This window comes from Bordetella muralis, assembly GCF_965139205.1.
In the GTDB taxonomy this organism is placed as follows: domain Bacteria; phylum Pseudomonadota; class Gammaproteobacteria; order Burkholderiales; family Burkholderiaceae_B; genus Bordetella_A; species Bordetella_A muralis.
Genome location: NZ_CBCSIU010000029.1, coordinates 22611 through 48331, shown reverse-complemented (window position 1 = coordinate 48331; position 25721 = coordinate 22611). Strand labels below are relative to the sequence as shown.

The 25721-nt window shown below is 61.0% G+C and carries 15 protein-coding genes and 1 pseudogene; 2 read left to right on the top strand and 14 right to left on the bottom strand.

Features of this window, described 5'->3' with window-relative positions; all coding sequences use genetic code 11:
* Positions 1-151 precede the first annotated feature (151 nt).
* The 13 genes and pseudogenes from ACNA0I_RS24500 to clpS form a co-directional block, all read right to left on the bottom strand.
* Positions 152-877 carry an ABC transporter ATP-binding protein gene (locus tag ACNA0I_RS24500; RefSeq protein WP_415808624.1) on the bottom strand — a complete coding sequence of 242 codons (726 nt, stop codon included), beginning with the start codon at positions 875-877 and terminating at the stop codon, positions 152-154.
* Positions 874-1680: an ABC transporter ATP-binding protein gene (locus ACNA0I_RS24495; RefSeq protein ID WP_415808623.1), complete on the bottom strand. Its 807-nt coding sequence runs from the start codon at positions 1678-1680 to the stop codon at positions 874-876. The genes ACNA0I_RS24500 and ACNA0I_RS24495 overlap by 4 nt, the downstream gene beginning before the upstream one ends.
* Complete coding sequence (locus ACNA0I_RS24490; protein ID WP_415808632.1) at positions 1677-2762, bottom strand: ABC transporter permease subunit; 1086 nt, start codon at positions 2760-2762, stop codon at positions 1677-1679. The genes ACNA0I_RS24495 and ACNA0I_RS24490 overlap by 4 nt, the downstream gene beginning before the upstream one ends.
* A gap of 32 nt (positions 2763-2794) precedes the next feature.
* Entirely contained in the window at positions 2795-3646 is an 852-nt protein-coding gene (locus ACNA0I_RS24485) for a branched-chain amino acid ABC transporter permease (protein WP_415808631.1), read from the bottom strand.
* A 195-nt stretch (positions 3647-3841) separates the two neighbouring features.
* Complete coding sequence (locus tag ACNA0I_RS24480) at positions 3842-4987, bottom strand: branched-chain amino acid ABC transporter substrate-binding protein (RefSeq protein WP_415808622.1); 1146 nt, start codon at positions 4985-4987, stop codon at positions 3842-3844.
* Between the two features lie 243 nt (positions 4988-5230).
* Complete coding sequence (gene putA, locus ACNA0I_RS24475) at positions 5231-9043, bottom strand: trifunctional transcriptional regulator/proline dehydrogenase/L-glutamate gamma-semialdehyde dehydrogenase (protein ID WP_415808621.1); 3813 nt, start codon at positions 9041-9043, stop codon at positions 5231-5233.
* A 142-nt stretch (positions 9044-9185) separates the two neighbouring features.
* On the bottom strand, positions 9186-9839 hold the full coding sequence (locus tag ACNA0I_RS24470; protein WP_415808620.1) for a PqiC family protein: 654 nt from the start codon (positions 9837-9839) through the stop codon (positions 9186-9188).
* Positions 9840-9842: 3 nt separating this feature from the next.
* Complete coding sequence (locus ACNA0I_RS24465; RefSeq protein ID WP_415808619.1) at positions 9843-11492, bottom strand: PqiB family protein; 1650 nt, start codon at positions 11490-11492, stop codon at positions 9843-9845.
* Positions 11493-11519: 27 nt separating this feature from the next.
* Positions 11520-12902: a paraquat-inducible protein A gene (locus tag ACNA0I_RS24460; RefSeq protein ID WP_415808630.1), complete on the bottom strand. Its 1383-nt coding sequence runs from the start codon at positions 12900-12902 to the stop codon at positions 11520-11522.
* 2 nt (positions 12903-12904) lie between these two features.
* Entirely contained in the window at positions 12905-15214 is a 2310-nt protein-coding gene (gene clpA, locus ACNA0I_RS24455) for an ATP-dependent Clp protease ATP-binding subunit ClpA (RefSeq protein WP_415808618.1), read from the bottom strand.
* A 56-nt stretch (positions 15215-15270) separates the two neighbouring features.
* Positions 15271-17292 (bottom strand): annotated as a pseudogene (gene pbpC / locus ACNA0I_RS24450) (penicillin-binding protein 1C); the annotation flags it as partial.
* A gap of 154 nt (positions 17293-17446) precedes the next feature.
* Complete coding sequence (locus ACNA0I_RS24445; protein ID WP_415808617.1) at positions 17447-22642, bottom strand: alpha-2-macroglobulin family protein; 5196 nt, start codon at positions 22640-22642, stop codon at positions 17447-17449.
* 222 nt (positions 22643-22864) lie between these two features.
* Positions 22865-23179: an ATP-dependent Clp protease adapter ClpS gene (clpS, locus tag ACNA0I_RS24440; protein WP_415808616.1), complete on the bottom strand. Its 315-nt coding sequence runs from the start codon at positions 23177-23179 to the stop codon at positions 22865-22867.
* A 220-nt stretch (positions 23180-23399) separates the two neighbouring features.
* Here clpS and ACNA0I_RS24435 point away from each other — a divergent pair, with 220 nt between their 5' ends.
* Together ACNA0I_RS24435 and ACNA0I_RS24430 are read left to right on the top strand one after the other, a co-directional pair.
* Positions 23400-23645: a cold-shock protein gene (locus ACNA0I_RS24435; protein WP_006220277.1), complete on the top strand. Its 246-nt coding sequence runs from the start codon at positions 23400-23402 to the stop codon at positions 23643-23645.
* Between the two features lie 246 nt (positions 23646-23891).
* A complete protein-coding gene (locus ACNA0I_RS24430; RefSeq protein ID WP_415808629.1) occupies positions 23892-24314 on the top strand; it encodes a DUF192 domain-containing protein in 423 nt (140 codons plus the stop codon).
* Positions 24315-24453: 139 nt separating this feature from the next.
* Here ACNA0I_RS24430 and pcaF read toward each other — a convergent pair whose 3' ends face one another.
* Positions 24454-25659 (bottom strand): 3-oxoadipyl-CoA thiolase, encoded by a 1206-nt coding sequence (gene pcaF, locus ACNA0I_RS24425; RefSeq protein ID WP_415808615.1) that lies wholly within the window; start codon positions 25657-25659, stop codon positions 24454-24456.
* Between the last annotated feature and the right edge of the window lie 62 nt (positions 25660-25721).

Sequence of the window (25721 nt, the reverse complement as noted above, 5' to 3'; positions counted from 1 at the left end):
GGCGCCGGACCGGCCACGTGAAGCCCCCACGCAGCCACTGCCCCGCATCGACGTCCATAAGAACTCATCCCCTCATCAGCAACCCACCCCAACGCAACAGCGCAAAAGCCGACTCTATCAAAAAAGAGGTTTAATCAGCGCAACAACCAACTTACACCTCGCCCAGATACGCCGCCCGGACTTTCGGATCCGTCAGCAACTGTTTTGACGGTCCCGAGAGAGTCAATTCACCAGACTCCATGACATAACCACGATGGCTATGTTCCAACGCGAGCTTGGCATTCTGCTCGATGAGCAAGATGGTCACGCCCTCGTTGGCAATGGTGCGTACGACTTCGAAGACCTTTTCCACCATCAAGGGTGCGAGGCCCATCGAAGGCTCGTCGAGCAGCAGCAATTTGGGACGCGCAATCATGGCGCGGCCCATGGCGACCATCTGCTGTTCACCGCCGGATAGCGTGCCAGCCGCCTGTTTGCGGCGTTCGGCCAAGCGCGGAAACAGCGTGAACACACGCTCGGTGTCTTGCCGTACCTGCGCGGCATCGCGCCGCGTATAGGCGCCCATCGCCAGATTTTCTTCGATGGTGAGTTGGCCGAAAATGCCTCGTCCCTCGGGAACCATTATCAGGCCGCGGCGTACGAGTTCAAACGATTTCCGGCCATTGATGGATTGGCCATCGTACTGGACATCGCCGCCTGCCAGCGGCACCAGGCCACATATCGCTCGCAGCGTCGTGCTCTTACCTGCGCCGTTCGCCCCGATCAGGCAAACGAGTTCGCCCGCATCGACGTGCAGGTCAATACCTCGCACGGCACGGATACCACCATAGGCAACCTCCAGGCTGCGCAGATCCAATAAAGGTTGGGTTGCGCTCATGATTGGGGATGCTCCGCAGGAATCGCCTGGGTATCCTGGGCCGCGCCCGCACCCAGATAGGCTTCGATGACTTTGGGATCGCGCTGGACCTGCGCCGGCTTGCCCATGGACAGGACCTTGCCGTATTCCAGGACCAGCACGCGATCGCACAGTCCCATGACGAGTTTCATATCGTGTTCAATCAACAGTACGGTGATCCCGTCGTTACGGATTTTCTCGATCAGTTGACGCAGGACCACGGTTTCAGATGCATTCATGCCTGCGGCAGGTTCGTCCAGCGCGAGCAGCTTGGGCTCGGTGGCGAGCGCTCGCGCAATCTCCAGGCGCCGCTGGTCGCCATACGACAACGAGCGTGCTACATCATTGGCGCGCGCGCCAATGCCGACGTAGTCGAGCAACTCGTGCGCACGCTGTTCGATGGCGGACTCCTCTGCACGCGTGGCGCGAGTGCGAAACACCGCGCCAAACACGCCCGCATGCGTGCGGACGTGACGGCCGATCATCACGTTTTCGATCGCGCTCAGATTGGCGAACAAACGAATGTTCTGAAAGGTACGTGCGAGACCGACTTCGGCGACCTCGTGCGGCTTGCGGCCGGTGAGGGATTCGCCGTTGAACGTGCAGCGGCCTTCTTCAGGGATGTACAGGCCGGTCAACACGTTGAACAGTGTCGTTTTACCCGCACCGTTCGGGCCGATCAGGCCGTAGATTTCGCCGGCTTGGATATCGAAGCTGACGCCCGATAGCGCCTGCAAGCCGCCGAAGCGTTTACCCAGGCCTTCGGCTTGCAAAATGATGCTCATGCCTGGCCTCCGTTCGTGCCGGCCAACTCGCGCTTACGCACAGCAGACGGCCACAACCCTGCGGGGCGGAACAGCATGACGCACACCATGGCCAAACCAAACAACAACATACGGATGCCCTCGGGGTCGAGTACGACCTCGCCAAAAATCAAACGCTGCACGGGCTCGACAACGGCGCGCAAGAACTCGGGCAACGCCGCCAGCAGAATCGCACCAAGAATGACGCCCGGAATATTGCCCATACCACCGAGCACGACCATGCACAACACGGAAATGGATTCGGTGAGGCTGAAGCTCTCGGGGCTGACAAAGCCCTGCATCGACGCGAAAAGCGCCCCCGCGACCCCGCCAAACGAGGCGCCCATGGCGAATGCCAGGAGCTTCACATTGCGGGTATTGATGCCCATCGCCTTGGCGGCGATCTCGTCTTCGCGTATGGCCTCCCAGGCGCGGCCGATGCGGGAATTCTGCAGGCGCATGCACACCAGCACGATCAACAGCGTGATGCCCAACAACAGGTAGTAGTATTTCTCGGGGCTGGTGAACCGCATGCCCATGATGGTTTCTGATCGGCTGAACATGAATTCGCCGACTTTGAATCCATCGATGCGATTGATGCCTTGCGGCCCGTTGGTGATGTTGACAGGGGCGTTCAGGTTATTGAGAAAGATGCGGATGATCTCGCCAAAGCCCAACGTAACGATAGCGAGATAATCGCCGCGCAGCTTTAATGTCGGCGCGCCCAGCAACACGCCGAACACGCAGGCCAGTCCCAAGCTGATGGGCAGAATCGCCCAGAATGGCAAATGCAGGCCGAAATGCGGCGACGCCAATAGCGCCCACGCATAGGCGCCCACGGCATAAAACGCGATATAGCCCAGATCCAGCAGGCCCGCAAAACCCACGACGATATTCAGACCCAACGCCAGCATCACGTATAGCAACGCAAAGTTGACGATACGCACCCAGCTTTGCCCGGCAATGCCCAGCACAAATGGCAGCACGGCCAAGGCAACGCCTATCAGGACGACGCCCAATAGATTGCGGCTCGACAGGCCGCGAGAGGATGCCGCAGTCCGCATGCCCGGTTTCCCGCTCGAAGATGTCGCGTTCGTCATGCCCGATCCCCTACCCGTTCGCCCAGCAAGCCCGACGGACGGAAAATCAACACCAGCACCAGCACGACGAAGGCAAACACATCCTGGTAATGGCTGCCGAGGAATCCGCCGGTAATGTCGCCGATATAACCGGCCCCCAGGGACTCGATGATGCCCAGCAGCAAGCCGCCCGCCATCGCGCCGACCAGATTACCGATCCCGCCTAACACCGCAGCGGTAAAGGCCTTCAGGCCCAGCATGAACCCCATGGTGTATTGCGCCACCCCGTAATACGTGGTAACCATCATGCCGGCGACTGCGGCCAAGGCGGAACCGATTAAAAACGCTGCCGAGATCACCGTATTGATGTTGACGCCCATCAGGCCCGCCACCTCACGGTTCTGTGCAGTGGCGCGCATGGCGGTGCCCAATCGCGTCTTATGCACGACCGCGAGCAGCGCCCCCATGATCAACGCGGCGATCAGCACGATGGCCATCTGCAGCGAGCTCATGCGCGCTCCGGCCAGCTCGAACACACGTGGTTCCAGGACCTGGGGAAAGTTCAGATAGTTGCGCCCCCACACCATCATGGCGAGGTTTTGCAGAATGATCGAAACGCCGATGGCCGTGATCAATGCGGCCAGGCGCGGCGCGCGGCGCAACGGCCGGTAGGCCACGCGCTCGGCAGTCCAGCCCACGGCCATGCACAAAGGCACCGACACTAATAAGCCCACTCCCAGCACGGCAAAGGCTGAGACAGTGGGATCGCCGCCGATCAGTGCGGTGGCGATCATGGTGGCCGCCATGGCCCCGATCATGACCACATCGCCGTGCGCGAAATTGATGAGCCCGATGATGCCGTACACCATCGTATAGCCCAGCGCGACGAGCGCGTATACGCTGCCCAGCGTCAGGCCATTGATGAGCTGCTGAATGAAAATATCCATAGGAATACTGAGCCTGTGATGTGCTCGTAAAGAGAGGTTGCCGCACCGCGCGGACGCCATGCCGCGCGGCACTGATGCGGCGCNGNGGGCACGAGGCGCCCGCAGACGAAGCCAGGCTTAGTTGGCTTGGCTGACCATGGTCTCGACCATTTCCCATTTACCGTTTTTGACTTCGTAAATGGTGACCGAGATTTCTTTCAGATCGCCTTTGTCGTCGTAGGCAATGTGTTCGCTGGTGGCGCCTTTGCGCTCTATTTTGGCCAGCTTGGGCAGATAGTCGTCGGGATTTGCGGAACCTGCCTGTTCGATCGCGGTGATCATGGTCCAGGCGCCATCATAGGCGTAGGGGGCATAGACGCCAGGAGCCTTTTTGAATCGGGCCTCATAGCGTTGCGCGAAATCCTTGCCGGCTGTCATCTTGTCCAGCGGTACGCCAGCCAGCGACGCATAGGTGCCCTCTGCGGCATCGCCGGCCAGTTTCAGGAAGGTGTCGCTGCGGGTCATTTCGCCCGATACCAATGGCGCCTTGACACCCAGGCTGACCAATTGACGTTTCATGGGACCGGACTGCGCGTCCAGGCCGCCGTAGAAAATCGCGTCCGGCGCGGCGGCCTTGATATTGGTCAGAATGGCGGTGAAATCGTTGGCCTTGTCCGTGGTGTATTCGCGGCGCACGATTTCACCACCGGCCTTTTTGACGGCTTTTTCGACCTCGTCGGCCAAGCCCTGTCCGTAGGCGGTACGGTCGTCGATGATGGCGACCTTTTTGGCCTTGAGTTTCTCGACGATGAACTGGCCCACGGCAGCGCCCTGCTGCGTGTCGCTGGTCATCATGCGGAACGTCGTGTCGTAGCCTTGGGCGGTGTATTCCGGTGAGGTCGCCATCGCGATCTGCGGCAAGCCGGCCTCGTTGTAGACGCGCGAAGCCGGGATCGTGGTGCCTGAGTTGAAATGGCCGAGAATGCCGTCGACTTCTTCGTCGACCAGTTGCTGCGCGACCTGCACAGCGGTACGCGGATCGGCTTGATCGTCACGCGACACCAACTCGAATTTGGCGGTCTCGCCATCTACCTTGATGCCTTTTTTGTTAGCTTCTTCCAGGGCCAGCGTCAGCCCGTTCTGCATGTCTTCGCCGTAGTGCGATTGCGGCCCGGTCAAGGGCGCTGCAAAACCGAATTTGATGTCTTCGGCGTGCGCCACGCTGACGAGGCTGGCTGCGGCCAACGCTGCCAGTAGAACTGGCCGGGAAAATGCGAATGTCATCTCTATACCCTCCTGTGTGAATAAGGTACTGCATAGGCACACTACTGCTTTTGGCGCAGCGGCCTGACTCTTCTGGATTTGTACCGAAAAAAGTTGCACCGGATTTTTGATCGAGTACAACCTTTCGGCTATTGGCGATAACCCGCGCGTTGTTCTACAACCAAACGGCGATCAGCCGTACGACTGCAGACCATTGCCGCCAACGCCGAAACTGATGCGCAGCGTCAGACGGCTGAACTGCGATTACCCGATAGACATCAGACTGGCGTTGCCCCCTGCCGCGGCCGTATTGACACTGATGGAACGCTCGGCCACGAGCTGCTCCAGCGTATAGGCAGCACCAGCGGCCAGAGCATCCGGGGTCAAGCCCTGCACAATCAAGATCGGGCCATTGCGCGCGGCAATGCGCTCGTTCCAGGCACGCAGATCGTCGCCGTCCCCTTCGAACAATACGCCTTGGAATGCAGTGTCGTCGACTTTGTCGTCAGTCAACAGCGTCACATTCGCGCCTGCGCCCCCTGCGGCACGCCACGCCTGGGCGGCTGGCGTATCCAGGAACATGGCCTTGTTCCCCGAGGCCTGCGCGGCCGCATACTGGGCCTGTGCGCCGGTCTCGGTAGCGGCCACACACAGCACCGTCCCGCGGGACTGCAACTGATAGGTGTTCTGTTCGCCTGTCGGACCAGGCAGGATCTGCACGGCAGGCAAGGATGTCCCGTCCACGCAGGGCGGCAACCCCGCGGGGCGCACGGCCAGGAGACGATACAGGTACAACGGGCCGCCGGCCTTTGGCCCCGTCCCTGATAGCCCCTCGCCGCCAAACGGTTGCACGCCCACCACCGCACCGACGATGTTGCGATTGACGTACATATTGCCGGCATGCACGCGCCCGGTGACATGTCCAATGGTTTCGTCGATACGGCTGTGCACGCCAAAGGTCAATCCGTAGCCTGTGGCATTGATCTGATCCAGCACCTGGTCCAGGGCATCGCGCCGGTAACGCAGCACATGCAATACCGGGCCGAAGACTTCTCGCGTGAGCTCGTCGATGCTGCCGATTTCGATCAAGGTCGGCGGCACAAACGTGCCATAACGGCAGTTGGCGTCAGGCTCGACCTGATCGACGCGATGGCCGGCAGTACGCATGGTCTCGATATGGCGCAGGATGTTGTCGCGCGCCTCGGCATCGATCACGGGGCCGACGTTGGCGGCCAATTGATCGGGATTGCCGACATGCAATTCACGCATCGCGCCGCGCAGCATGTGCAGGATGTGATCGGCGCTGTCTTCTTGCAAGCACAGCACGCGCAACGCAGAGCAACGCTGGCCCGCGGAATCGTAGGCCGAGTTCAGGACATCGAACACGACCTGCTCGGCCAAGGCGGACGAATCCACGATCATGGCATTTTGCCCGCCCGTCTCTGCGATCAGCGGAATGGTGTGGCCCTGATCGTCCAGGCGGCGCGCCAGGGTACGCGCAATCAGGCGCGCCACATCGGTGGATCCGGTGAACATGACGCCATCGATCGCAGGACTTTCGACCAACTGGGCGCCGACGGTTTCGCCACGGCCGGGCAGCAATTGCACCGCGCCGCTCGGCACCCCTGCCGCACGCAGAATCTGTACGGCCTGAGCCGCGATCAGGCAGGTCTGCTCGGCGGGCTTGGCGATCACGCTATTGCCGGCAACCAGGGCAGCCGCGACTTGGCCGGTAAAGATGGCGAGCGGGAAATTCCAGGGGCTGATGCACAGCACGGTACCCAATGGACGATGAGTATCGTTGTTGAATTCGCGTTCGGCCTGGTCCGCGTAATACCGCAGGAAATCCACGGCCTCGCGTACCTCGGCAATGGCGTTGGGCAGAGATTTGCCCGCCTCGCGCACGATCAGGCCCAACAATGGCTGCATGCCCTCTTCAAGAAGTTGCGCGGCACGGCGCAAGCATTGGGCGCGCTCCCCCACAGGCGTCGCTTGCCAGATCGGTGCCGTGCTTTCTGCGACGCGCAGGGCTTGTTCGACTTCGGCAGGCTGGGCCTCGATCAGATAACCGACGCGATCGCGATGGTCGGCCGGATTGCGCACCTCGATCGCACGCTCGGCATCCCAGGCGCCATGAGATTCGCCCAGCATGGGCATGGCCTGCCAGGGTGTCGCCGCGCTGGTCAGCAACGCCGCCGCGAGCGAGCCCAGGCGATGTTCGTTGGTCAGGTCCAGGCCAGCCGAGTTCAGACGGGCGCCGCTGCCGGCCGGGCCATAGAGTTCGCGCGGCAACGGGATCTGCTCGTGCGGCGCGCCCAACGGCGTAATGCGCATGGCAACATCGACGGGATCTGCAACAAGCGTATCGATCGAGATGTCTTCGTCGCCAATCAAGTTGACGAAGGACGTGTTCGCGCCATTTTCCAGCAAACGGCGCACCAGATAGGCCAACAGGGTTTCGTGCGTGCCCACTGGCGCGTAGATGCGGCACGGCCGGTTGAGTTTGCCATTGGCGACCGGGCCGACGACTTCTTCGTACAGGGGCTCGCCCATGCCATGCAGGCATTGGAATTCATACTGGCCGGGATAGTAGTTCTGGCCGGCCAGTTGATACACCGCGGCCAAGGTGTACGCATTATGCGTCGCAAACTGCGGATAGACAGCCTCTGGCGCGGCCAAGAGCTTGCGTGCGCAAGCCAGGTACGCGACATCGGTGTAGACCTTGCGGGTATAGACCGGGTAGCCCTCCAGGCCGTCGATCTGCGCGCGTTTGATTTCGGTGTCCCAATAGGCGCCCTTGACCAGCCGCACCATGATGCGATGGCGGCTGCGGCGCGCCAGATCGATAACGTAATCGATGACGAACGGCGCACGTTTTTGATATGCCTGGATGACGAATCCGATCCCGTTCCACCCCTCGAGTTCAGGGGTCATGCAAAGCGCTTCGAGCAGATCCAGGGAAATTTCCAGGCGATCGGCCTCCTCTGCATCGATGTTCAGGCCAATGTCGTATTGACGCGCCAAGATCGTCAACGAGCGCACGCGCGGCAACAATTCCCGCATGACGCGCTCGCGCTGAGCGCGCGAGTACGTGGGGTGCAAGGCCGAGAGCTTGATGGAGATGCCGGGGCCTTCGTAGATGCCGCGGCCCGCGGCGGCTTTGCCGATGGCATGAATGGCCTGCTCATACGAGGCGTAGTAACGGTCCGCGTCTTCGCTGGTCGTGGCGGCCTCGCCCAGCATGTCGTAGGAATAGCGGAAACCTTTGGATTCCTGTTTGCGATTGTTGGCCAAGGCCTCGGAAATCGTCTGGCCCGACACGAATTGTTCGCCCATCATGCGCATGGCCATGTTGACGCCTTTGCGCACCAGAGGCTCGCCGCCCTTGCCGATCAAGCGCGTCAAGGCCTTGGACAGGGACTGCTCGCTGTTGACCGCAACCAATTTGCCGGTCAGCATCAGCCCCCACGTCGCGGCGTTGACGAACAAGGACTGCGAACCGCCCATATGCGAACGCCAGTCGCCGCGCGAGATTTTGTCGCGTATCAGCGCATCGCGCGTCGCACGATCAGGAATACGCAGCAAGGCCTCGGCCAGGCACATCAGCGCAACGCCCTCCTGGCTGGACAGCGAGAATTCTTGAATCAGGCCCTCGACCCCGCCGCCGCCGCGCTTGTCGCGCAGGGCTTTTACCAGGTGAGTAGCCATGGCGTGGATTTTTTCGGGATGGGGCATGCGAGCCTGACCGAGCAACAACGGTACGCACTCGGGTTCGGGGCGGCGATAAGCGGCCGTAATCGCAGCACGCAGGACGGATTGCGGCTGCACGTCCTGACCAAACTCGAAGAACGGCGGCGTCATGGCCTGCGTCGCCGCGTCGGCGTCCTCGGCATCCGGCTCGTCAGAGGATAGATGCAAAATTTCGGCCGGCAATTGGCCGCGCTCGATTTTGTCCAGATAGGCCAGCAACGCCTGCTTGTGCAGCCAATGCGGGGTGCAGCTGAGTTTCCGCGCAGCGGCCTTCAAGCGATCGCGCAAGGTGTCATCCACCTTGACGCCCAGTGTGGTGCTGGTCATGATGACGCAAATCCTCAGTGAAGCAGCCCGTGCGTAGACGTCGCGCGCCACGGCACTGAGTTGCTGTTTCGGTAAAACCGAATACTAAGGAAGATACAACCGGTTTGAAATAATGGTTAACCTTTAAGGGTTAACCCGTGTTTCAAGTACATCCCAGCATTTGTACCTGCTCTGCTGCCGGCGTAGCGCGCGCACCACCGGATTGAATCGCCGAGGCAATCGTATTTCCCAGCAGCACCACAGCCTGTTGTTGGGCCTGCACCAGCGAATCCACGGCGTTGAACTGATCCGCCGGCAGCTGCACCACCGAACGGCATAGCAACGCGCGCCCCCCTTTCATGTTGAGCGGCCGCACGCGCCAGGTGGCATCCAACCGTGCCGGGCCGCCCACGACCATGTCAAAGCGCTGCACATCGACCTGGATCCGCCACACCGGCACGTCCGGCGCAGGCGTGAGTGTCTGCACATCCAGCGCGCCCAGGGTGCGCGTCAGCGTGTCGGCCAAGGCTGAGCGTATTTCATCGGCCAGCGGCGCACTCCAGCGGTCGGAATACATGGGCGTCAGGGCGCCGTCGCCCTGCCCCGGCCGCAACATGATTTGCGGCTGATCGGCCTGTTGCGGCACGTTCACGGGCGCAACCTCGATTTGATAATCCACGCGCGGCACGCTGCGCGCCGCCGTTTGCGGGTCGGATTGCAGCGTGTAGTAGCGCACCGAAGGCGAGCCCCCGCAGCCAGCCAGCAGGGCCGAGAGCATCAAGGCGGACAACAACGGAATGCGTCGTGTAGCAGACATAGATCAGTTCCTGATTTGACCGGGTATCGGGTCTTCGCCACGGCCACGGATCAAGGCCTCGGGATGGACTTGCAGATAGTCGGCCAAGCTACGCAGCGAACGCGCTGCACGCCCCAGCTCCGTCATGGCCTGTTCGGCGTTAACCGGCAGCGACCCGTCACGCGCCAACAGTTCATTAATGCTATCGAGCGATTTACGCGCGGCCTGCAGGGTATTGCGCAGATCGGGCGCGACGCGCTGGTCCAGGTTCTCGAGCAAGCGTGACGTACTCGACAAGGTCGTACGCAAATCGCGACCGATTTGATCGAACGGGATTTTGTCGATCTTGTCGACGATGTTGGTGATCTGCTGCTGCAGTTGTTCGAGATTGCCCGGGACCGTGGGGATCACCACAGGATCCGTGAGTTTGAAATCCACTGGCTCGGCTTTCGGGAAATTCTCTAGCACGATGTACAACTGGCCCGTCAGGAGGTTGGCGGTTCGCAGTTGGGCACGCAGGCCGTATCTGATCATGACACCCAGCAGGCGTCCGCCCGCGTCGCCATCGGCTTCGGCACGCGCGTGCATTCTGTCGTAGACCGGACCCAGACGCTCAGGATACGTGACGGCATCGACCACCGCGAAGAACCGTTTTTTGTCGTTGTCGAAGTCGATACTGATCTTGGTGACTTGCCCTAAGGTAATACCCTGGAAGTCGATCGTCGCTCCGACGGCCAACCCACGGATAGACTGATCGAAACGCATCCGGATCGGGAACGGATCACCGTCGGGATTGGCTTTCGCTGCATTCTCGCTGTCATACAGTTCAAATTTCGCACCCGGCTTGGCCATGTCTTGTTGGCTGACATTGACGGGCGCAAAAGCCACACCGCCAAGCGCCAGGGACAGCAAGGACTGCGTATGCAACTGCACTCCCCCGGCATCCACCTGCAAATCGATACCGCTGGCATTCCAGAAACGTGTGCCTGCAGTGACAAATTTGTCGTTGGGCGCATCGACAAAGACCTCGACATTCACCGAGTCGCCGCTCTCATCGAGGTTATACCCAATGACGCGCCCGACATTGATACGCCGGAAATACACCGGCGAGCCGATGTCCAAGGACCCCAGATCACGGGCCTTGAGGATAAAGCGTTTGCCGCTACGATCGTGGGTCACCGGCGGCGGCGTCTCCAGACCAACGAATTCGAATTGCGTGGCCGAGGTCGACGTACCGCCAGCATTCCGGGCATCGACATCGATATACGCCCCCGACAGCAGTGTCCCCAGACCTGACACACCGCTAAACCCGAGGCGTGGCCGAACCACCCAAAAATTAGTGCCGGAGGTTGCCAAGCCCGCTGCGTTCTTGGACAACTGAACCTTGACAACGACTTTGGAGCGATCCTCGTTGAAATGAATGCCCTGCACCATGCCGATCACGACGTCCTTATAGCGGACCTGGGTCTTACCGACTTCCAGGCCTTCAGCCGTGTTGAACACGATGGAAATTTCCGGGCCTTCCTGCATCCAGGTGCGCAACACCAGCGAGAGCGCGACGACGGCAGCGACGACCGGCACCAACCATATCCAGCCGATACGCCGTGTTTTTTTACGTACGACCTCGGGGGCGGCGATCTCGTCGTCGGGATTCGAAGGGTTTTGTTCAGCCATAGTATGAATGCGCGCCTGTTATTTTTGCTATGCAGAGTCTTGCAAGGAAGCCGCAGACTGGCGTCCGGAGTCACGCCCAATCTGAGATTCAGCACTCAAAGACTCATGACGCCGCCCGTCCTGAGTCCCCTGCTGGGGTGACACATTATCAGATTCATCTTGCACTTCCTTGTCCCACGCGATACGAGGATCAAAGCTCATCGCTGCCAGCATTGTCAACACCACGACCAGACCGAAAGATGCCGCCGCGGGGCCCGCTGAAATCTCCATGAGCCCCTGGAAATGGGCCAAGGCCGCCAGCAGAATGACAACGAAAACATCCAACATGGACCATTGGCCAATGAATTCGATCATCTCGTACATACGCGTCCGCTGGCGCAAATTAAACGGGATGCAGCGTTCTACGCCAGCGGCCAACACCGCCAGGGCCAACATTTTCGTCAATGGCACCACAATACTCGCGATGAAAACAATCACCGCGATATCCCACGACCCGGTATGCCAAAGCTCGACCACCCCACCCAGAATGGTATGGCCGCTATCGCCCAGGAAAACCGAGTTGATGTTCATGATGGGCAGTACATTGGCCGGCACGTAGAGCGCCGCGGCAGCCAACAGCAGTGCCCAGGTGCGCGCCAGGCTGGCGGGCTTGCGCTGATGCACTACTGCGTTGCAACGGACGCAATGATGCATCTCGCTGTGCGAATGGTCACCGGCCTGAGCGGGCACCGTCTGCACTTGCCCGCACACGTGACAACCGGTCAGAACCTTGCCCGCCTCGCGTCTCGGCGCATAGACCGGCACTACGCCTTCCTGCTCGGCATAACGCCATAAGGCATGCGGCGACAGGCGGGAGAGGATCGTCATCAGGATGGTCAATGCCCCGAACGCGAACAGTCCCGGCTGCGGACTGACCGACGCCATGCCCGCGAGCTTTACCACGGACACCAACACACCAAGCAAGAAGACTGGCACCATGCCCCACGGGCGTAATGCGCCGAACAAACGCATGATGGGACGAAAGCCGACGGGCTCTCGTCCCATCGTCAGCGGGAACAACACCCACAGCAACAGGGCCAGGCTCGCCAACGGCACGCCGAACCCGGCCAACCCCGTCATCAGGGCTGTAAGCACGTACCCCTGGTTCCAAGTCATGATGACCGCGTCGAGCAAGGAGGCGTCGCGGGTCATGCCTTGCACCGACATGCTCATGACGGGATAGGCATTGGCCACGACAAAAACGATCAACGTAGTCAGGCACAACGCCAACCAGCTCGAGAGACTGATTCCGCAATACTTCCACAAAACCGTGCCGCAGCGCGCGCACGTCGCCGTTTCGCCGCGCTGCAACTCGTGCCGCCGGAAAATATTGCCGCAATGTTCGCAGGCAATCAGCGGTTCTGTGGGCAGGCTCAATCGACCAACTCGACTTCCTGTCGATCACGGGCGCCTGAGTCCGACGATTTGCGGCCGTCGAAACTCAGCTGCACCTTGCCGTCGGCATCCAAATCGACTGTCACCGTACCGCCGTCGGCCAGCTTGCCGAACAGCAGTTCGTCGGCCAAGGCACGACGGATCGTGTCCTGGATCAAGCGCTGCATCGGCCGCGCGCCCATGAGGGGATCGAAGCCCTCTTTGGCCAGATGAGCGCGCAAAGCCTCGGTAAAGACAGCCTCGACACGGCGTTCGTGCAGTTGGTCCTCGAGCTGCATGAGGAATTTGTCGACAACGCGCAGGATGATTTCGCGCGACAGACCGGCAAACGGAATGATGGCGTCCAGACGGTTGCGGAACTCGGGCGTGAACACGCGGCGGATCTCGGCCATCTCGTCGCCCGCCACGCGGCTGTTCGAAAAGCCGATGGTGGGACGATTCAGGGTTTCGGCCCCCGCATTGGTCGTCATGATGATGATGACGTTGCGGAAATCGGCCTTGCGCCCGTTGTTGTCGGTCAGCGTACCGTGGTCCATCACCTGCAGCAGGATGTTGAACACATCGGGATGCGCTTTTTCGATCTCGTCCAGCAGCAACACACAATGCGGTTGCTTGGTGATCGCCTCGGTCAACAGGCCACCCTGGTCAAACCCGACATATCCCGGCGGCGCGCCGATCAGGCGCGACACAGCGTGACGTTCCATATACTCGGACATGTCGAAACGCAGCAGCTCGACGCCCAAGGTGAACGCGAGTTGACGGGCGACTTCGGTTTTACCCACGCCCGTGGGGCCGGAAAACAGGAATGACCCGATGGGGCGCTCTGGTTTACCCAGGCCGGAACGCGCCATCTTGATAGAGGCCGCCAGCGCCTCGATGGCGTTGTCCTGACCGAACACGACGGTCTTCAGATCGCGTTCCAGCGTGGCGAGCTTGCTGCGGTCATCGTTGGACACGGATTGCGGCGGTATGCGCGCGATCTTGGACACGATGTTTTCGATGTCGATCTTGCCGATGACTTTTTTCTGGCGCGAGCGCGGCAGCAGGCGTTGCGCAGCGCCTGCCTCGTCGATGACGTCGATGGCCTTGTCGGGCAAATGACGATCATTGATGTAGCGCGCGGACAGTTCCGCAGCAGCACTCAACGCCGCGGCGGAATAGCGCACGCTGTGGTGTTCTTCGAAGCGGCTCTTCAGGCCGCGCAGAATCTGCACGGTCTGCTCGACGCTGGGCTCGGGCACGTCGATTTTCTGGAACCGGCGCGACAGCGCGTGGTCTTTTTCAAAGACGCCGCGGAACTCGGTATAGGTCGTGGCGCCAATGCATTTCAGCTGCCCGGACGACAAGGCAGGCTTGAGCAGGTTGGACGCATCCAGCGTACCGCCCGATGCCGATCCGGCACCGATCAGGGTGTGGATTTCGTCGATGAACAAAATCGCGTCGGGATTGCCGCGGATCTGTTTCAGAACGCCTTTGAGGCGCTGTTCGAAATCGCCGCGATATTTGGTGCCAGCGAGCAACGCGCCCATATCCAATGCGTAAACATGAGCAGCCTGCAGGACCTCGGGGACTTCGCCGCGCGTGATGCGCCAGGCCAAGCCCTCGGCAATCGCGGTTTTGCCCACACCAGCCTCGCCCACCAACAGGGGATTGTTTTTCCGGCGGCGGCACAAGACCTGGATCACGCGTTCGACTTCGTGTTCGCGGCCGATCAGCGGATCGATACGCCCCGCCAGTGCAGCGGCATTCAGATCGGTGGCGTATTGATCCAACGGCGACTGGCGCGACTCGGCGTTTTCTTCGGCGCCAGGTTGTTCCTTCGGCGTGGCGGAGGCGGATTCTTCCTGGGGCTGCTTGGTGATGCCATGCGACAGGAAGTTGACCACGTCCAGCCGTGTCACCCCCTGCTGTTGCAGGTAATACACCGCATGCGAATCTTTTTCGCCAAAAATGGCGACCAGCACGTTGGCGCCCGTGACCGGTTTTTTACCGGTACCGCCCGCCGATACGTGCATGATGGCGCGTTGAATCACGCGCTGAAAACCCAGCGTCGGCTGTGTGTCGACTTCGGCGCCGGTGGGAATGACCGGCGTGTTTTCGGACACGAACTGACGCAGATTGCGACGCAAATCATCGAGATTGGCCGAGCAGGCGCGCAGCACCTCGATGGCCGACGCATTGTCGAGCAGCGACAACAACAGGTGCTCGACGGTAATAAATTCATGCCGGGCCGAACGGGCCTCGACGAAAGCCATATGCAGGCTGACTTCAAGCTCTTGGGAAATCACGCTTCCTCCATAACGCATTGAAGCGATCGAAATACACGATTCATATTCTAAGCTGATCAGGGCGTAACGCCAGTGATTTCAAAAACCACACGATCGTATCGGCCTTGTTCATCCATCGCGGTCAAGGTATACCGGCCATTGTGCACCATAGATAGTTTCACTGACTCAGAAGCCTCGCCACGTTGTTGAACACGCCCATCCAGCATCCACCATACCTGTCCGCGTGCACCTTGCACACTGACATCCACTGACACACCATGACGCCCCGGCACGGGACGCAACACCGACCCGGTCGCAATGCCCTGCAAACGCAGCGGACCATTCGCCACATCAGCATAACCCGCAAAGGTCGGCGGCACCGTCTCGTCCAACGACCAGGCTGCACGCGGCTGCGCACACTGCCCAGCCTGCAGACTGCCCTGCCGCCATCCGAAAGGCCAACACGTCACTACCGGTTTTACACTAACCGGTCGGGTACGTGCAGAGAATGGCCCTGGTGGTAACGCGGCTACTAGATCGCTCAGCAACGGTGCGGCCACATTGGCGCCAAAAAAACCCGGATTAGGCGTGCCATCCGGTCGCCCCACCCAGACCCCGATGGTCCAATTGTCGGTCACCCCAACCGCCCAGGCATCGCGAAAACCGAAACTGGTGCCCGTTTTCCAGGCCAATCGGCGTCCGGTCTGCTCAAGGGGACGGTCGGGATGCCCGCCGCCCTCCAGGATGTCACGCACAATCCAGGCCGCGCCAGCGCTCATCATGCGCGACTCGACGCGAGGCTGATCGGGCGACAGACGCGGCCGCCCGGCCAGGCCGCCACGCGCCAACGCACGATAAGCACCGACCAGTTCCTCTAAAGTGGTGCCGCCCCCGCCTAAAATCAAGCTCAGATTCGGTGACGCCCCCGCCGGCAAGCGCAATTGCACGCCACCGGCCAGCATCATCGACGCAAATCGGTTCGGCCCGACACGGTCCAGCAGATCGACGGCCGGCACATTCAGCGAACGCTGCAAGGCCTGCGCCACGCTGACCGGGCCGGAAAATGCGGCTTGGAAATTCCCCGGCGCGTAACCGCCGAACGAAAGTGGCGCATCCAGCAACATGCTTTCGGAATGCACGATCCCGTCATCCAGGGCCTGCGCATACAAAAACGGTTTGAGCGTAGATCCGGGCGAACGTACCCCGCGCACCATATCGACATGGGAATAACGGCTCTCGTCGGAGAAATCCGCCGATCCGGCATAGGCCTTGATTTCCAGCGTGTCGTTATCCATGACGAGCACCGCCATGGAGACTTTGGCGGGCAATGCGTCGACACGATCCAGCAGCATGTGCTCCGCAGTCGTCTGAATATCCGCATCCAGCGTGGATTGCACGATCGCCGCGCGTTCACCGCTGCGGCGCTGCTCGGTTTGCAGGCGCTGCGCTGCCAATGGCGCCAGCCAACGCGCGCGCAACGGCGGAGCCAGCACGTTTTCGATTTTGGCGTCGGCGACCTCGGCAACGCTCCAGATGCCATTGGTTGCCATGCGATCCAGCACTTTATCGCGCGCGACCTGGGCGGCCTGTGGATGGCGGTCCGGACGCAACCGCGATGGCGATTGAGGCAATGCGGTCAGCAGCGCGGCCTCGGCCGGGCTCAGGTCCATCGCCGATTTGCCCAGCCACATGCGTGAGGCCATCTCCGCCCCCTCGACAATGCCGCCCATCGGCGCATGCGTCAGGTACATGCCGAGAATGTCGTCTTTGCTGTAGTGCAGTTCCAACTGCACCGCGCGCGCCATCTGGCGCAGCTTGGCCGACAGAAAACGCGAGGGCTGTCCCGCGAGTTCGGGGTCCAATAAACGCGCTACCTGCATGGTGATGGTTGACCCGCCAGACACGATACGCCCGTGCGCGGCCCACTGCCACGCAGCACGCATGAGCGAGACGGGGTTGACGCCTGGATGCCAGTAGAACCAACGGTCTTCGTATCCCAGCAGCGTTTGCAGGTAATACGGCGAGACCTGCTCCGGCGTCACGGGGTAACGCCAGATGCCGTCGCGGCTGGGATAGGTACGCAGCGGCGTGCCGTCGGCNGCGATCACGACCGAGGCGCCGCCGCTGCCCACCGGCGGTAAAGGAAACAGCCGATCCAGGATGAAGAGCAGTGCAGCCAGTACGACGAGCGTGCCGGCCAGCCCTATCACCCCCCGGCGGAAATATTTCACCAAACCGGTCCCTCAAATACCCTTACCGAGCGGCCGCGCGATCACGGACTTCGATGGGGCTCCACCGTTCGCCCACGCCTCGCAATTCGGGTCGGTACATGTCCTCGGCCACCGTGGACGGCACTGCATAGCGTCCCGGCGTCACCACGCGCGCCATGTAGAACACGTCGACACTGCTACGGGTCAAGGATACTGCAGCGACATATCGATCGTCGCGGAACTCACGATGCTTGATCGCCGAATTCGACATGGCCTCGGCCACGCGCACCCCGCCGATTTCCCACTCTTGCATGTCGGGGCTCTGCGACAGGTTGAGGTTCTCGATTTCCAGGCCTGCCGGCACCCGGTCCACGATCAGCGCGTCAGGAATCGTCTGGTTCGCGCTTGCCGTGAGGCGGACCACCAGCATATCGCCCGTGCGCAGGACACCGCCATCCCACGAACGGCCGTCGGGGGTGTACCAACGACGTTGCAAGGAGATCACGTCGCTGCGCGGCGCCGGGGGATCCTGTCGCGTGCCTTGCAGATCAAACTCGGCGAACAGGACATTCGAACCCGTATTGGTCACTTGCAGCAAAGACAAATCGTCCGCTTTCAACGCGACGGTTTCGTCTTCGGCGCTAGTCAGGTTTTTCGTTCCCGATGCCGCAGCCATGGTCGCCGCCCAGGGCTTCGCCGCATCACCGCCCGCAGCGCGGGCCGCCAGCACCAGCGCCATTTGCTCTTGCGTCGACAGGTATGAGCGGCCGCGCAAATGGTCATCGAGTTGCATCATCAAGGTTTCGCGACGTTGCGGCGAGAGCTGATACTTGCTCGCGATGGCGTAGCCCAAGGCGTAATCACGCACGGGGCTGCCGTAGTCGCCCAGCCAGGCGCCATAGTAGTAGCTGCCCTTGATCGGGTAGCCATAGGCTCGCTCCATGGCCTGCTGCGTGGCTTTTTCCATACGTCCCGTGTCGCCCATCAACTGGAATGCCGCCGCCAATTGAATCAACGGCAGAGGCGACAAGGCGCGCTCCTGGTAACGATCGAACAGCTGACGCACCGTCGCCAATGAAGCCTGTTTGTCGCGCGCCAAGGTCAGTGCGGCAGCAGCATAGCCTGCGAAACGGCGATGATCGCCGCGCATCATGTCGATATAGCCGCTCTCGACGCTGCCATTCTGCAGCGACTTACGCAACGCATCCGGCCACGTGCCGAACGATCCCGAGCTCTGCTGCAATTGCTCCTGCAGCCATTGCCGCGAACGATCGAGCGATTGTTCGGGCACGTCAAAGCCCTGATCGCGCGCGTCCTGCAGGAAACCGACCGCATACGAGGTCAGCCAGACATCCCGCGCCGAGGCCTCATTGCCCCACAGCGAGTATCCGCCTGCTGCGTTACGCATACCGGCCAGCCGTCCCACTGCGACGGCGACTTTTTCGGCGCGCTGTTCTTTCGTCTGCACAGGCAGGCCAAAACGCTTGCCGTCGGTTTCGTCCAGCAGCACCCACGGTATCGCCGAACTGATGGTCTGCTCGGTGCAACCGTAGGGATAACGCAACAGGTCCTGCACCAGACGCGAGACGTTGATCGGCGGGCGATTCGACAGGCTGATGTTGGCGGTGACGGAGTCGGGGTAATAACCCGCCATCACCCCAGCACCCGGCGTAAAGCTCTCGCCCGGGGCCAGACGCACCCGTTTGACGATATGCTCGGCGGCATGCGACGGCTGCACCTGCAGCACGGACTCGCGTTCGATATGGATCGGTTTTGCACCGCCCTTGCCATCGATCACCAGGCGCATCAGACCCAGGCCATAGGAACCCGTCGGGGTAGCCGTAAAGCGCACGGTGGTGCGTTGGCGATCTTTCAGCGTGAGCGTACGCGTGCCGCCGTCGGCGATGGACAAGGGGTCCAAGGCCTGCAGCGTCACGGTGACTTGCTGTGCCGATCCGCTCAGGTTGGCCACATCGACCGCCACCGTCGCCCGATCACCCGGCGAGATGAAACGCGGCATGTTCAGTTCCGCCACGATAGGCGCAGCCACTACCATTTCCTGATCGGCATGGCCGTAGTGCGAGTCGGTAAATGCGACTGCCATCAAACGCAGCGTGCCATTGAAATCGGGCAGATCCAGAGGAATATCGGCCTCGCCCTGATCGTTCAGCTTGACCGGACCGGAGTACAGATCGACCAGTTTGACCTTTTTGGGCAGGCTGCGGCTGTCGCCGCGCATGGCGGCATCGCCGCCCCATTTCAGTCGGCCCTGGGTGCCGTCCATTTTCTCGATCAGCTTGCCGTACATGTCGCGCAATTCGGCGTCATAACGGTGTTTGCCAAAGAAGAAATCCATCGGGTCCGGCGTCGCGTACTGATTGATATTGAGGATACCGACATCCACCGCAGACAGCGTGACGTGGGCGCTCTGCCCTTTCGCACCGTCGACTTTCACACGCACCGTGGTCCGCTTTTCAGGCTCGACTTTGGCGGGTGCCGTCAGGGTGACGTTCAGCTTGCGATCGTCGCTGGCAATGGGCAGGAACGCCAGACCGACGGCACGCGCAGGCGTCACACGATCCCCGGCGCTGCCCGGACGGAACACCACGGCAGAGACGTAAAGATCGTGACGTTTCCACGATTCGTCGATCGGGATGCTGACCTCGGTGCCAGTCGCCTTGACGTCCACCCAGTTCGACCACAGCATGCGATCGCCTTCGACGGTGACCAACGCCTGGCCGTCATGCGGCGGCGTCACAGTCAGCTTGACCTTGTCGCCCGGGCGTGCGGGCACGCCCTCGAGTTTCATTTGGACGCGGTCGGGACGGTTACCCACCGAATCGGCATCCTGGGCGTCCCAGCCTGCGTAGAAACGGTAACGCATCACCTCGCCGGTTTCAGGATCGGTGATTTCAAGACGATAGCGGCCCCAACTGACGGGCAGAGTCAACGCGGTGCGATTGGGCAACGCGATCGTGCGCGAGTCCTCGAGGTCTTCGGTATCGGTATAGCCGCTGTTCCAGCCGCGTTGGTCGTCATAACGCCAGTAGTAATTGCGGTTTTCGCGGAACAGACGCACCTGGGCTTCCGGCAGCGGCACTACCTCGCCCGAGGCATTGACGCGCACGACCTCGAAACTCGCAGGCGAGCCTTCGCGGGTCACGTCATTGTTGAATAACGGGCGCACAGCAATCAGTTTGTCGGCAGGCCAGACGCTGCGTTCGATCGAACGCACGACCGGGCGGCCACCGGATTCCAACAGGCTCGCGGACAAACGCACGCTCAGCGGCGATTTCGCCTTGCCGGCAGACTGCGGATCGATCGTCAGTTGCGTGGATCCGCTGTCGTCCAATGTGGTTTCGGGCATTTCCTCGTAGTGACGCAGCGTGTCGTCGGCCACATCGCCAAAGATAAAACCAGGCCACTGTTGCGCGAGCGCATAGCGATTACGTTTGACCTGGAAGCTCGACAACAGGCGATTGCCAGCGGCGGGCGCACCATAGAGGTAATCGCCCTGCACATCCACTGTCCAGGCTTCTCCCGGCGACAGCACCGGTTGCTTGGAGTCCAGATGCAGCTTCATGCGTTCGGGCAGGAATTCCTCGGTCTGGAACCACCAGGCAGCATCAGGCACCTTGGCGGCCGGGTCGACACGCAGTTCGAGCAGCCATTTACCGGTCTGGGCATCGACCGGCAGAGTGATCGCGTGTTCGATATAGTTCGCGACCTTGCTATCTGGTTGCCAGAGCTCGCTGCGCACCACCCTGCCGTCGGGGCGTTTCAGGACAGCGGTCAAGGGCGCGGCCTTCAGCGGCTGGCCGTCGAGGTCACGCGGTAATACGGATACGTGGAATGTTTCGCCGGGACGGTAGAGATTACGGCCGGAATACACGAACAGGTTATTCGGCCGGGACGTATGGCCACCGATGTCGTATTCGGACAAATCCAGGGCAGGCTCGCCGAGAGACAACATGGTCAATTCGCTGCCGCGCACGGCGCGGATCAGGCGCGCGCGCGACGAATCGCCGTCAAAACGGACGTGGCCACCCTTGTCGGACGCGGCCTTTGCCAGGACTTTGCCCGAGCCATCGACGAGTTCGACTTCAGCGTCGGCGATAGGCTGACCCGTTTTCAGCGAAATGGTATAGGCCTCGGTGCGATCGGTATAACGACGCACGTGCAGACCCATGTCGCTGATGTAGAAATAGGTCACCTGATATTCGTAGCGGAACCGGCCGGGCTCGCTCATGATCGCCACGTAAATGCCGGGCTGACGCAATTCCTGGATGTTTTCAACCGGCAGGAACGTCACATGACGGCGATTGGGCTTGTCATCGGTGATGAAACGGCCCTGATAGACGCTGGTCGTCAGGCTATGCAGGCGATCCAGGTCCCAGTTGCTGACCAGGCCCTTCAGGCTGCGGTTGTCGGAATAACGCCAATCGTCCTCGTCATCCTCGTTGGAAGGACTCAGGCCCAGGACATCGTCGAAAAATTCAGGCATGTGCTCGGGCGAGACGCGCAGAAACTGCACATCGACCTCGGGCATATTGACGGTCGCCACGGGCAAGCCGCCATTCTGGCCCGCCGGCAGCACGACGCCGCGGCTGGCAAAGTAAAACGACGGCGGCATGGCCTCGGTTTGCACGCTGCACTGGCGCTCGTCGCCCAACGTGGTGTCTTTTTGGGCAGCCGGGAAATCGGAGCGCACGCGGATGGTGTAGGCTCGCTGCGGTTGCACATACGGGAAATAGACGATGCGCGGATTGTCGCCAACCGCCCATGCTCCCTCGACAGCCTTGCCTGCGGGTGCGGCCTGCCCCGGTGGCACCACAGTGGCGGTTTGTCCGACGGTCGACTGCTCGCCATCCTCGGCGGGCTTGGCTTCGCCAGTGTCGATCACGTTGAAATAGCGGGTCAGGTCTGTCTCGCGGCCCACCGGCTGGGTAAAGGTGACGGCCAACGCCATCGCATCGCGGAACTGGCGCGGCTTGCAATCCAGCATGGCAAAGGGATCGTTCTGGCCAATAGTGGCCGTAGAGCTGGCCGATGGCTGTGGCGTTGATGCCGAGGGACTCGCCGTTTGGGTTGTGCCGCTCGCCGCACCGGATTGCGACGCAGGGGCCGCGGGAGGATCCGCACTAGGCGGCGCATCACTGCGCCATTGCCATACCCCGACACCCACAGCGATGGCAATCACCAGCGCCACGACTCCGATCACGCCACTCTTTTTACCCATGGCTTTGCCTCTGTACAACATGTTAGGGCGCCACACGCCCACGAATCCTCGCCCGGCACGCGCCAGCGCGCCGCGACTATACGCCAATTACAAGATCACTACTACGTACCAAGCGCCCATCAGGCATAAACGTGCTACCCGTCGCAACAGGTCTGATACCCCGCGATGTTCGTCCCTATCTGAACGGCCCGTTGGCTGTCATTACTGTTCTTTGTGCAGCTGCTAGACAGGCTCCATCACGCACTGCAATGGATGCTGGCGTTCTCGCGCATACTGCGCGACTTGGGAAATACGCGTCGCCGCCACATCTCGCGGATAAACACCACAGATGCCGCGCCCTTCATGGTGCACCTGCAGCATGATCCGGGTAGCGTCTTCTTGATTCTTGCCGAAGAACTTTTGCAGGACCTTCACCACGAACTCCATGGGGGTGTAATCATCATTGAGCAACAATACCTGGTACATGGGCGGCGGCGCGGTACGGGCCGTCTGTTTCTCCACGACGAGGTCATGCTGTGTATCAAAGGTCGAACTCATAAGGCGGAATTGTATTGAAACAATGGGCGGCAACGCCGCGTATTACTTAAAATTACACGTACAGATGCGTAATTTCCACACTTGACGGTTTAAAGAAAAGCAGAGCATTATCCACGCATCCGAGGGCTATCTTGTGTCAACAAGCGTCTTCGGAGCCGGGAGGCAATGGTTTAGGCCAAAAGTTTCTGTCAAATATACGATTCAAAATGAGGCAGTCCGCATGTCTGATACGACCGCAACCGCCGTCCAAGGGGACAATCCCAAATCGACGGGCACCGTCAAATGGTTCAACGACGCGAAAGGTTTTGGCTTCATTACGCCTGACGATGGCGGTGAAGATCTGTTCGCACATTTTTCGTCGATCCAGATGAATGGGTTCAAAACCCTGAAAGAAGGCCAGAAAGTGGCATTCGAAATTATTCAGGGACCTAAAGGCAAACAGGCGCTGAATATTACGGCGGCCTGACGCCCAGTATCATTATCGCGCCGAACGATAGACAAACCAGACCTACGGTGGGATTGTTTTAGAAGGCGGCGTCATTACCCAGGCGGGGCGACATGCCCCGCCTTGTTATTTTTTGCTGTTTTCGGCCTCATGTTGACTCATCGTTTCACGCAGTTTGCACGCGCCCTCTCCCGTCTGGTCACAGGGCAATCTTCCTTTCACTTGCCGCTGCGCAACGCCCGCACGGTGACCACGCTGGCAACGTGCATGCTCCTGACCACGGCGAGCATCCCCGCGGCAGCGCAAACACCTGCCGGCCCGCAAACCGGCTTGCCCATCACCGAATTGACCGCAGGGATCCACGTGATCCGAGCCGAAGTCGCCAATACCGACGAGACCCGGCGCGTCGGCTTGATGCTGCGCAAAAGCCTGCCGGACAATAACGGCATGCTGTTCGTGTTCGAAGAACCTGAGATGCAGTGTTTCTGGATGCGCAATACGCTGGTGCCCTTGTCCATCGCATTCATCGCCGATGATGGCACTATCGTCAATATGGCCGATATGGCGCCGCAGACCGATGATCCGCATTGTTCGGAACAGCCGGTGCGCTATGCGCTGGAAATGGCGCAAGGCTGGTTCGACACCCATGGCGTGGCAGCGGGCCAGCGGCTGGGAGGCATTTCCCAGTAAACGCGTTTGATACGCTGCCGGAATGCGCGACGGGTGAATGGCGTCAGCGTGTGGGTGGGGTGATCTAACGAAAAAAAGCCGGTAAAACCGGCTTTTTTATTTGGGCAGGCGACGCCGAAACGCCGCCGCTGCCACGGTATTACACGCGCTCGAGCACGACGGCGATGCCCTGCCCCACCCCGATGCACATCGTGCACAGCGCATAGCGGCCGCCGGTGCGATGCAATTGATTGACGGCGGTCGTCGCCAGACGCGCGCCGCTGGCACCCAGCGGATGGCCCAACGCGATCGCGCCGCCATTCGGATTCACGCGCGCATCGTCGTCGGCGATGCCCAGGTCTCGCAGAACGGCCAAGCCCTGCGCGGCAAAGGCTTCGTTGAGCTCGATGACATCGATCTGATCCAAGGTCAGGCCAGTGAGCGCCAAGACCTTGCGTGTGGCCGGTGCGGGGCCCATGCCCATGATGCGCGGAGCCACACCGACGGTAGCCATGCCTACGACGCGCGCACGCGGCGTCAAGCCATGACGCGCTGCGCTGGCCTCGTCTGCGAGCAAGAGCGCGGCCGAACCGTCATTCACGCCCGACGCATTGCCGGCCGTCACCGAGCCGCCTTCGCGGACCACGCCTTTGAGGCGGCTCAGGGCCTCCAGACTGGTTTCACGCGGGTGCTCGTCGGTATTCACGACGATAGGGTCGCCCTTTTTCTGAGCGATCGACACCGGGGTGATTTCAGCGTCGAAATAGCCTTCTTTTTGAGCGCGGGCCGTTTTGGACTGGCTGGCCAGCGCGAATTTATCCTGGTCCTCGCGGCTGATCTTGAAATCGTCCGCCACGTTTTCCGCGGTTTCCGGCATGGAGTCCACGCCGTATTGCGCCTTCATCAGTTTGTTGACAAAGCGCCAGCCGATGGTCGTGTCATAAATCGAGGCGCTGCGAGAAAATGCGCTCTCGGCTTTGCCCATGACGAACGGCGCACGGCTCATGCTTTCGACACCGCCCGCCAACATCAAGCCAGCCTCGCCGGCACGGATGGCGCGAGCCGCCGTACCCACGGCGTCCAGACCCGAGCCGCACAGGCGGTTGACCGTGCCGCCGGGCACATCGACGGGCAGTCCGGCCAGCAATGCCGCCATGCGGGCGACGTTACGGTTGTCCTCGCCGGCCTGGTTGGCGCAGCCGAAGATCACATCGGTCAACTCTTCCCAGTTCACGCCCGGATTGCGCGCCATCAGGGCCTTGATAGGCACAGCCGCCAGATCGTCGGCGCGCACGGGCGCCAAAGCGCCGCCGTAACGGCCAAAAGGAGTACGGATGGCATCACAAATATAAGCGTGCACGGTCATGGATCGAAGCTCGTAAGAAAAGTGAATGACAAAAAAGATAGCATGCGATCTTACGCCACGCG

Excerpts from the sequence above, each read along its gene's own strand:
- pcaF (WP_415808615.1), bottom strand. The coding sequence starts at position 25,659 with ATGACCGTGCACGCTTATATTTGTGATGCCATCCGTACTCCTTTTGGC.
- ACNA0I_RS24435 (WP_006220277.1), top strand. The coding sequence starts at position 23,400 with ATGTCTGATACGACCGCAACCGCCGTCCAAGGGGACAATCCCAAATCG.
- ACNA0I_RS24495 (WP_415808623.1), bottom strand. The coding sequence starts at position 1,680 with ATGAGCATCATTTTGCAAGCCGAAGGCCTGGGTAAACGCTTCGGCGGC.
- ACNA0I_RS24445 (WP_415808617.1), bottom strand. The coding sequence starts at position 22,642 with ATGGGTAAAAAGAGTGGCGTGATCGGAGTCGTGGCGCTGGTGATTGCC.
- ACNA0I_RS24500 (WP_415808624.1), bottom strand. The coding sequence starts at position 877 with ATGAGCGCAACCCAACCTTTATTGGATCTGCGCAGCCTGGAGGTTGCC.
- putA (WP_415808621.1), bottom strand. The coding sequence starts at position 9,043 with ATGACCAGCACCACACTGGGCGTCAAGGTGGATGACACCTTGCGCGAT.
- ACNA0I_RS24430 (WP_415808629.1), top strand. The coding sequence starts at position 23,892 with ATGCTCCTGACCACGGCGAGCATCCCCGCGGCAGCGCAAACACCTGCC.
- ACNA0I_RS24490 (WP_415808632.1), bottom strand. The coding sequence starts at position 2,762 with ATGCGGACTGCGGCATCCTCTCGCGGCCTGTCGAGCCGCAATCTATTG.
- ACNA0I_RS24465 (WP_415808619.1), bottom strand. The coding sequence starts at position 11,492 with ATGGCTGAACAAAACCCTTCGAATCCCGACGACGAGATCGCCGCCCCC.
- clpS (WP_415808616.1), bottom strand. The coding sequence starts at position 23,179 with ATGAGTTCGACCTTTGATACACAGCATGACCTCGTCGTGGAGAAACAG.
- ACNA0I_RS24485 (WP_415808631.1), bottom strand. The coding sequence starts at position 3,646 with ATGGTGTACGGCATCATCGGGCTCATCAATTTCGCGCACGGCGATGTG.
- ACNA0I_RS24470 (WP_415808620.1), bottom strand. The coding sequence starts at position 9,839 with ATGTCTGCTACACGACGCATTCCGTTGTTGTCCGCCTTGATGCTCTCG.
- ACNA0I_RS24480 (WP_415808622.1), bottom strand. The coding sequence starts at position 4,987 with ATGACATTCGCATTTTCCCGGCCAGTTCTACTGGCAGCGTTGGCCGCA.